Genomic DNA, 6,060 nt, shown 5'->3' on the forward strand with positions numbered 1-6,060 from the left:
CACGGGCTCCGGGGCCGGCGGGAACATCGCCTGGAACGACGGGGACGGCCCCTCGACCGCCGGGGGCTCCGGGAAGGGCGGCGGCAGCGTCGCCGGCTCGCCGGCCCCGGGGAGCGGCAGCGGCGCCTCGGCGGGCGCCTCGCCGCGGTCCGCGAGCTCCGCCGCGACCCGCGCCCCGGAGGTCCGCACGATGTTGCGCTCGACCACGATGTCGTTGGGGCCGCCGACGAGCAGCAGGTGCTCGACGTTGTCGCGCCGCAGGAGGATGAGCTGGCGCTGCCGGTCGAGCTCGTAGATGTCCACGATGCCGAGCCGCGGCGGCCGCCCCCGGGTCCCGCTGCCGTTGCCCAGGGTCAGTCGGCCGCGGGCGAAGCGCTTCGCCCCGAAAGCGAACAGGCTGAGAAGCACCACCATGATCAGGAAGACGACCAGGTAGGAGACCAGGGGCGACCCGTCCGTTCCGAAAATCGAGGAGAGCAATGCACGGTCTCTCAAGTGAGGCGCGTCCTGCGCCGACGCCAACGCCCGCGTTGTAACACGGGCGCTCGGCACCTGCGCAGGGTGCGTGAATATATGGTGAGGCGGTCGATCTGGAACAGCCGTGCGGCGGCAACGGGTTAGGCGAGGAGGAGCGGTTCAAGAATCCTGTGGGTTCGAGCGCGGGCCCGGCCCCGCGGCGCGGCCCGGCGGGCGGCCCGGGCCGCACGGGCGCCCGGGAGCACGCTCCGGAGGGGACCGCCCGCGCGCCGGCCGGGCCGCTCTCCCCTCGGGCGGGGAGCGCACTAGGTGCCCTACGCGCACGGCTCCCGGCGCCGCGGATGCGCCGGCAGGGCAGCGATCCGATCCGGGACAGCCGTGTCCGAGCAAGGGGATGATAGGCCGATGGAATACCTGCACACGATGGTCCGCGTCGCCGACCTCACCCGCGCCCTCGACTTCTACTGCACCAAGTTCGGGCTCGAGGAGGTGCGTCGCGTCGAGAGCGAGAAGGGCCGCTACACCCTGGTGTTCCTGGCCGCGCCGGGGGATGCCGCCCGCGCCCGGGAGACGAAGGCGCCGCTGCTCGAGCTGACCTACAACTGGGACCCGGAGGAGTACGCGGGCGGGCGCAACTTCGGGCACCTCGCCTACCAGGTCGACGACATCTACGCGACCTGCCAGGCCCTGCACGATGCCGGGGTCACCATCAACCGGCCGCCCCGGGACGGCTACATGGCGTTCGTGCGCTCGCCCGACGGCATCTCGATCGAGATCCTGCAGAAGGGCGGGGCGAAGCCGCCCCAGGAGCCCTGGGCCTCGATGCAGAACACCGGGAGCTGGTAGGCGCCCCGGCCCCGTGCGGACGGGCCGTCGCCGGCCCGCCCGCGCGACCTCACGCCTCGGACGCCGGCGTGATGCCGAGCTGGGCCAGCTTGGCGTGGACCGCCGTGACCGGGCGCTTCAGCTTCAGGCTCATCACCGAGGCCGGCACGCCCTCCCGGGCCATGGCCTTCAGCTGCTGCACGGTCTCCAGGGTCCAACCCGACTCACCGTTCTCGCTCATGGGGTCGCCTCCGCTCGTGAGCGGCCGCCGCGCCGGGCGGCCTTGCGGCGGCAGGTAGGGGCGGCCGGCGGCCCGGCAACCCGGCTCGCGCCCGGGCGGAACCGGCTTGACGGCGGCGGCGGCGCGTCGCACATCGGCGCCATCAGCCGGCCGGGCGGCCGCTCCGGTCCCCGCGCGAGCGGGGCCGGGGAGGAAAGTCCGGGCTCCATGGAGAGACGGTGCCGGATAACGTCCGGCGGGGGCGACCCCAGGGACAGTGCCACAGAGAGCAGACCGCCGCCGCGGCCCACGGGCCGCGCGCGGTAAGGGTGAAAGGGTGCGGTAAGAGCGCACCGCGGACGCGGCAACGCGGACGGCACGGCAAACCCCACCGGGAGCAAGACCGAATAGGGGCGACACGTCCCGGCCCCGTGCCGGGGCAGGCCCGATCTCCAGGCCCGTCGCCCGGGTTGGTTGCTCGAGGCGGCCGGCAACGGCCGTCCCAGAGGAATGGCCGCCACGTCCTGGGGACCCTTGCGGGTATCCCCGGGGCCCTACAGAACCCGGCTTACAGGCCGGCTGATCCCGCCCCTGACGCCGCCCGTCCCCGGTCCCGCCGCGCCGCGCGCACGACCCGGGGCGGGCGCTGCATTCGGGGCGAAAAGCTCAAGCTTTCGTTAACCTTGCTGGCCTCTCATGGGGGCCGGTCCGGCCCCGCCGGCCGCGCACCCTCGCGTTGACGAGCCCCGAAGGCCCATGGTAGCCCGAGTCACCCCGTCCACGGCGATTCACGGACCGGCGGTCGCACCCTGCACGCGCAGGCGTTCCGGCCGCGTGCCGGCGTTTGGCGTGGGCGCATCGGCGCATGCGCGCCCATCCCGGCCGGCCCCGGCGCGGCCCGTGCGGAATGCGGAGAACCATGGACCTGCACGCGTGCGTTGGCGCCGTCGCGAGGCGGCGCGCGATCCCGTCGGCCGGCGCGAGGCGCGGGCCGCGATGAGCGTGCCCCCCGCCGGCGCCGCCCCCCACGTCCCGGTGCTGCTCGACGAGGTGGCGACGGCCCTGCGCCTCGGCGAGGGGCCGGCCACGCTGATCGACGCCACCTTCGGGGCGGGCGGCTACACGCGGATGATGCTGGCGGCCCATCCGGAGAACCGCGTGCTCGGGATCGACCGCGACCCGAGCGCGATCGCGGCCGGGCAAGCGCTCGCCGAGGACTCGGCCGGCCGCCTCGCGCTGGCGCAGGGCCGCTTCGGGGAACTCGACGCCCTGGCGCGGGACCGCGGCCACGCTGCCGTCGACGGCGTCGTCCTCGACGTCGGCGTGTCCTCGATGCAGCTCGACCGGCCGGAGCGGGGCTTCTCGTTCCGCCACGACGGCCCCCTCGACATGCGCATGGAGGCGGCGGGCGCGAGCGCCGCCGACCTCGTCAACGAGTCCTCCGAGGCCGCCCTCGCCGACATCGTCTACCATTACGGCGAGGAGCGCAGGGCCCGGGCGGTCGCCCGCGCCATCCTGGAGGCGCGCCGGCGCGCCCGGATCGAGACCACCGGCGCCCTCGCCGAGATCGTCGCCGGCGTGGTGCGGGCGGAGCCGGGCAGCGGGATCCACCCGGCGACCCGGACCTTCCAGGCCCTGCGCATCGCGGTCAACGACGAGCTCGGCGAGCTGCAGCGGGCGCTGCACGCGGCCGAGCGCATCCTGCGCCCGGGCGGGCGCCTCGCGGTGGTGAGCTTCCACTCCCTCGAGGACCGCATCGTCAAGCAGTTCCTGTCGACCCGCAGCGGCCGCGCGGTCGCGGCCTCCCGGCACCTGCCGATGGCGGCGCAGCCCGCCCCGCGGAGCTTCGCGCTGGTGACGAAGGGACCGGTCGGGCCGAGCGAGGCGGAGTGCCGGCGCAACCCTAGGGCGCGCTCGGCCAAGCTCCGGGCGGGCGAGCGCACCGCCGCCCCCGTCCCCGAGCCGCTCGCGGCGCTCGCCGTCCTGGCGGCCCTGCCGGCGACCCGCGAACGGGGAGGGACCCACCGGTGATCCGACTTCTGCACCTCGCCGCCATCGCGGGCCTGATCGCCTCGGCCATCTACGCCTACTCGATCAAGTACGACACGCTCTACCAGGCCGAGCAGGTGGCCAAGCTGAAGACCCGCCTGCGCAAGGAGCGCGAGGCGGTCGCGGTCCTGCGGGCCGAGTGGCAGCTCCTGACCCGGCCGGACCGCCTCCAGGCGGCGGTCGACAAGTACCTGACGCTCGAGCCCGTCGGCACCGTCCATCTCGGGCGCCTGGCCGACCTTCCGGCCCGCCCCGACCGCGGCGACGAGATCGCCCGCAAGCTCGAGGCGCTCGGGCTCACCGCCACGGCGACCCCGGCGGCCCGCGACAAGCCGGGCCCGACGACGAGCCGGCCGGCCGAGGAGCCGCGCACGACCGGCTCCACCGCCGCCCGGGCGACGTCCGCCCGGCCGACGCCCGTCCGCCCCGCATCCACCCGCACCCCGACGGCGACGAGGTAAGTGCCCGTGTCCCAGGCCGCTCCCGACGACGCTCGAGACGACGCTCCCGCTCCGGTGCCCGGCCAGGCCGCGCGGCCCGCCCTGCTCGCCACGCTGCGCACGGGCGCGCGGGCGATGTTCCGCCTGTCGGTCGAGCGCAGCGCCGCCCGGGTCGGCCTCGTCACCCTGGTGTTCGGCGCGGTCTTCGCGACGCTGATGGGCCGCCTCGTCGTGATGGCGTCGTTCCCGGACGACCCGGTCACCGCCTCGGCGCGGCGCGCGGAGGCCGGCGGCACCACGCAGATCCGGCCCGACATCCTCGACCGCAACGGCGAGATCCTGGCCACCGACATCCGCACCGTCTCGATCTTCGCCGAGCCGAAGAACATCTACGACAAGGACGAGGCGGTGGAGCTGCTCACCGCGGTCCTGCCCGAGATCAACGCCCGCGACCTGCGCGAGAAGCTGTCCTCGAAGAAGGGCTTCGTCTGGGTCAAGCGCGAGATCACGCCCAAGCAGCAGGCCGAGGTGCACCGCCTCGGCATCCCGGGCGTCGGCTTCCTGCCCGACCACAAGCGGGTCTATCCCAACGGCACCGCGGCCGCGCACGTGCTCGGTTTCGCCAACCTCGACAACGTCGGCATCGCCGGGATCGAGAAGTACATCGACAAGACGGGATTGAAGGACCTCAACAGCCTGGGCTTCATCGAGAAGGCGGCGGACCTCGCGCCCGTGCAGCTCTCCATCGACCTGCGCGCCCAGCACGCGGTGCGCGACGAGCTGGCCTGGGGCCTCGAGCATTACCGCGCCAAGGCGGCGGCCGGCCTGATCCTCGACGTGACCACCGGCGAGGTGATCGCCCTCGCGTCGCTGCCCGACTTCGACCCGAACGACCCGGCGGACGCCCTCAGCCCCGACCGCATCAACCGCATGAACGTCGGCGTCTACGAGATGGGCTCGACCTTCAAGGCCATGACGCTGGCGATGGCGCTCGATTCCGGCAAGTACAGCGTCAACTCGACGTTCGACACCCGCGGCGGCGTGCTGAACTGGGGCCGGCAGAAGATCCACGAGTACCACGGGACGAACCGGGTCATCACCATGCCGGAGGTGTTCACCCACTCCTCCAACATCGGCTCGGCCAAGATGGCGCTCGGCATCGGCGTCACCGGGCACAAGGCCTTCCTGCGCAAGATGGGCCTCCTCGACCGCCTGCGCACCGAGCTGCCCGAGAGCGCCGAGCCGATCATCCCGCCGCGCTGGACCGAGATCAACACCATCACGATCGCGTTCGGGCACGGCCTCGCGGTGGCGCCCCTCCAGGCCTCGGCGGCGGTCGCCGCCATCGCCAACGGCGGCTTCCTGATGACCCCGACCTTCCTCAAGCGCGGCGAGGCCGAGGCGCGCGAGAAGGCGGTCCCGGTGCTCTCGCCCCAGACCAGCGAGGCGATGCGCTTCATCATGCGGCTCAACGCGGTCGAGGGCTCGGCCAAGAAGGCCGCGATCCCGTACTACTTCGTGGGCGGCAAGACCGGCACGGCCGAGAAGGTGATCCGCGGCCGCTACGTCAAGAACCGCCTGTTCACGACCTTCATGGCGGCGGCGCCCATGGACAAGCCCAAGTACCTGTTCGTGACCATCATGGACGAGCCGCAGGCCGTGGCCGCGGAATCCGGCGGCTACGCCACGGCCGCCTGGAACTCCGGCGTCGTGACCGGCCGCGTCATCGCCCGGGTGGCGCCGATCCTCGGCCTGCCGCCGCAATTCGACCCGCCGGTGAGGCCGTTCCCGCTGATGGTCAAGCTCGGCGCCTACCACGCCAACCAGGTCGACGGGCGATGAGCCGGGACGGGCTCACCCTCGGCGCCCTGTTCCCGGAGGCGCGGGGCGCGCCGGCGGCGCTTCCGGTCGCCGGGCTCACCGCCGACAGCCGCACGGTCGCGCCGGGCGTCGTGTTCGTGGCGGTGCCGGGCAGCGCCGCCGACGGCCGCCGCTTCGCCGCGCAGGCCGCCGCGGCGGGCGCCGCCGCCATGGTGGCGGAGGGGCCGC

Annotated in this window: 6 protein-coding genes, 1 other RNA gene and 1 pseudogene; 6 read left to right on the forward strand and 2 right to left on the reverse strand. The window is 74.1% G+C overall.

The features are described 5' to 3' along the window. Positions 1 to 480: pseudogene (locus DT057_RS33635) on the reverse strand (hypothetical protein); the annotation flags it as partial. 402 nt (positions 481 to 882) lie between these two features. On the opposite strand from DT057_RS33635, the gene DT057_RS33640 reads away from it, so the two are divergent. Next, positions 883 to 1,323, forward strand: a complete 441-nt coding sequence (locus DT057_RS33640) for a VOC family protein (protein ID WP_128566357.1) — start codon at positions 883 to 885, stop codon at positions 1,321 to 1,323. A 49-nt stretch (positions 1,324 to 1,372) separates the two neighbouring features. Here DT057_RS33640 and DT057_RS35805 read toward each other — a convergent pair whose 3' ends face one another. Then, a complete protein-coding gene (locus tag DT057_RS35805) occupies positions 1,373 to 1,543 on the reverse strand; it encodes a hypothetical protein (protein WP_162501597.1) in 171 nt (56 codons plus the stop codon). Between the two features lie 142 nt (positions 1,544 to 1,685). Between DT057_RS35805 and rnpB the strand changes: the two genes are divergently transcribed. The 5 genes from rnpB to DT057_RS33665 form a co-directional block, all read left to right on the forward strand. Then, positions 1,686 to 2,109: RNase P RNA component class A (gene rnpB / locus DT057_RS33645), an RNA gene on the forward strand. 409 nt (positions 2,110 to 2,518) lie between these two features. Then, on the forward strand, positions 2,519 to 3,553 hold the full coding sequence (rsmH, locus tag DT057_RS33650) for a 16S rRNA (cytosine(1402)-N(4))-methyltransferase RsmH (protein WP_128566358.1): 1,035 nt from the start codon (positions 2,519 to 2,521) through the stop codon (positions 3,551 to 3,553). After that, the gene (gene ftsL / locus DT057_RS33655; RefSeq protein ID WP_128566359.1) at positions 3,550 to 4,032 is read left to right on the forward strand and encodes a cell division protein FtsL; all 483 of its coding nucleotides are present in this window, start codon (positions 3,550 to 3,552) and stop codon (positions 4,030 to 4,032) included. The genes rsmH and ftsL overlap by 4 nt, the downstream gene beginning before the upstream one ends. A 6-nt stretch (positions 4,033 to 4,038) precedes the next feature. Continuing rightward, positions 4,039 to 5,853 carry a peptidoglycan D,D-transpeptidase FtsI family protein gene (locus tag DT057_RS33660; RefSeq protein ID WP_407068088.1) on the forward strand — a complete coding sequence of 605 codons (1,815 nt, stop codon included), beginning with the start codon at positions 4,039 to 4,041 and terminating at the stop codon, positions 5,851 to 5,853. Beyond that, a partial coding sequence (locus tag DT057_RS33665; protein ID WP_244937429.1) for a Mur ligase domain-containing protein occupies positions 5,850 to 6,060 on the forward strand: 211 nt, incomplete at its 3' end. The genes DT057_RS33660 and DT057_RS33665, both read left to right, overlap by 4 nt.

Origin of the sequence: Methylobacterium crusticola (genome assembly GCF_003574465.1) — a bacterium.
In the GTDB taxonomy this organism is placed as follows: domain Bacteria; phylum Pseudomonadota; class Alphaproteobacteria; order Rhizobiales; family Beijerinckiaceae; genus Methylobacterium; species Methylobacterium crusticola.

Excerpts from the sequence above, each read along its gene's own strand:
- DT057_RS33640 (WP_128566357.1), top strand. The coding sequence starts at position 883 with ATGGAATACCTGCACACGATGGTCCGCGTCGCCGACCTCACCCGCGCC.
- DT057_RS35805 (WP_162501597.1), bottom strand. The coding sequence starts at position 1,543 with ATGAGCGAGAACGGTGAGTCGGGTTGGACCCTGGAGACCGTGCAGCAG.
- rsmH (WP_128566358.1), top strand. The coding sequence starts at position 2,519 with ATGAGCGTGCCCCCCGCCGGCGCCGCCCCCCACGTCCCGGTGCTGCTC.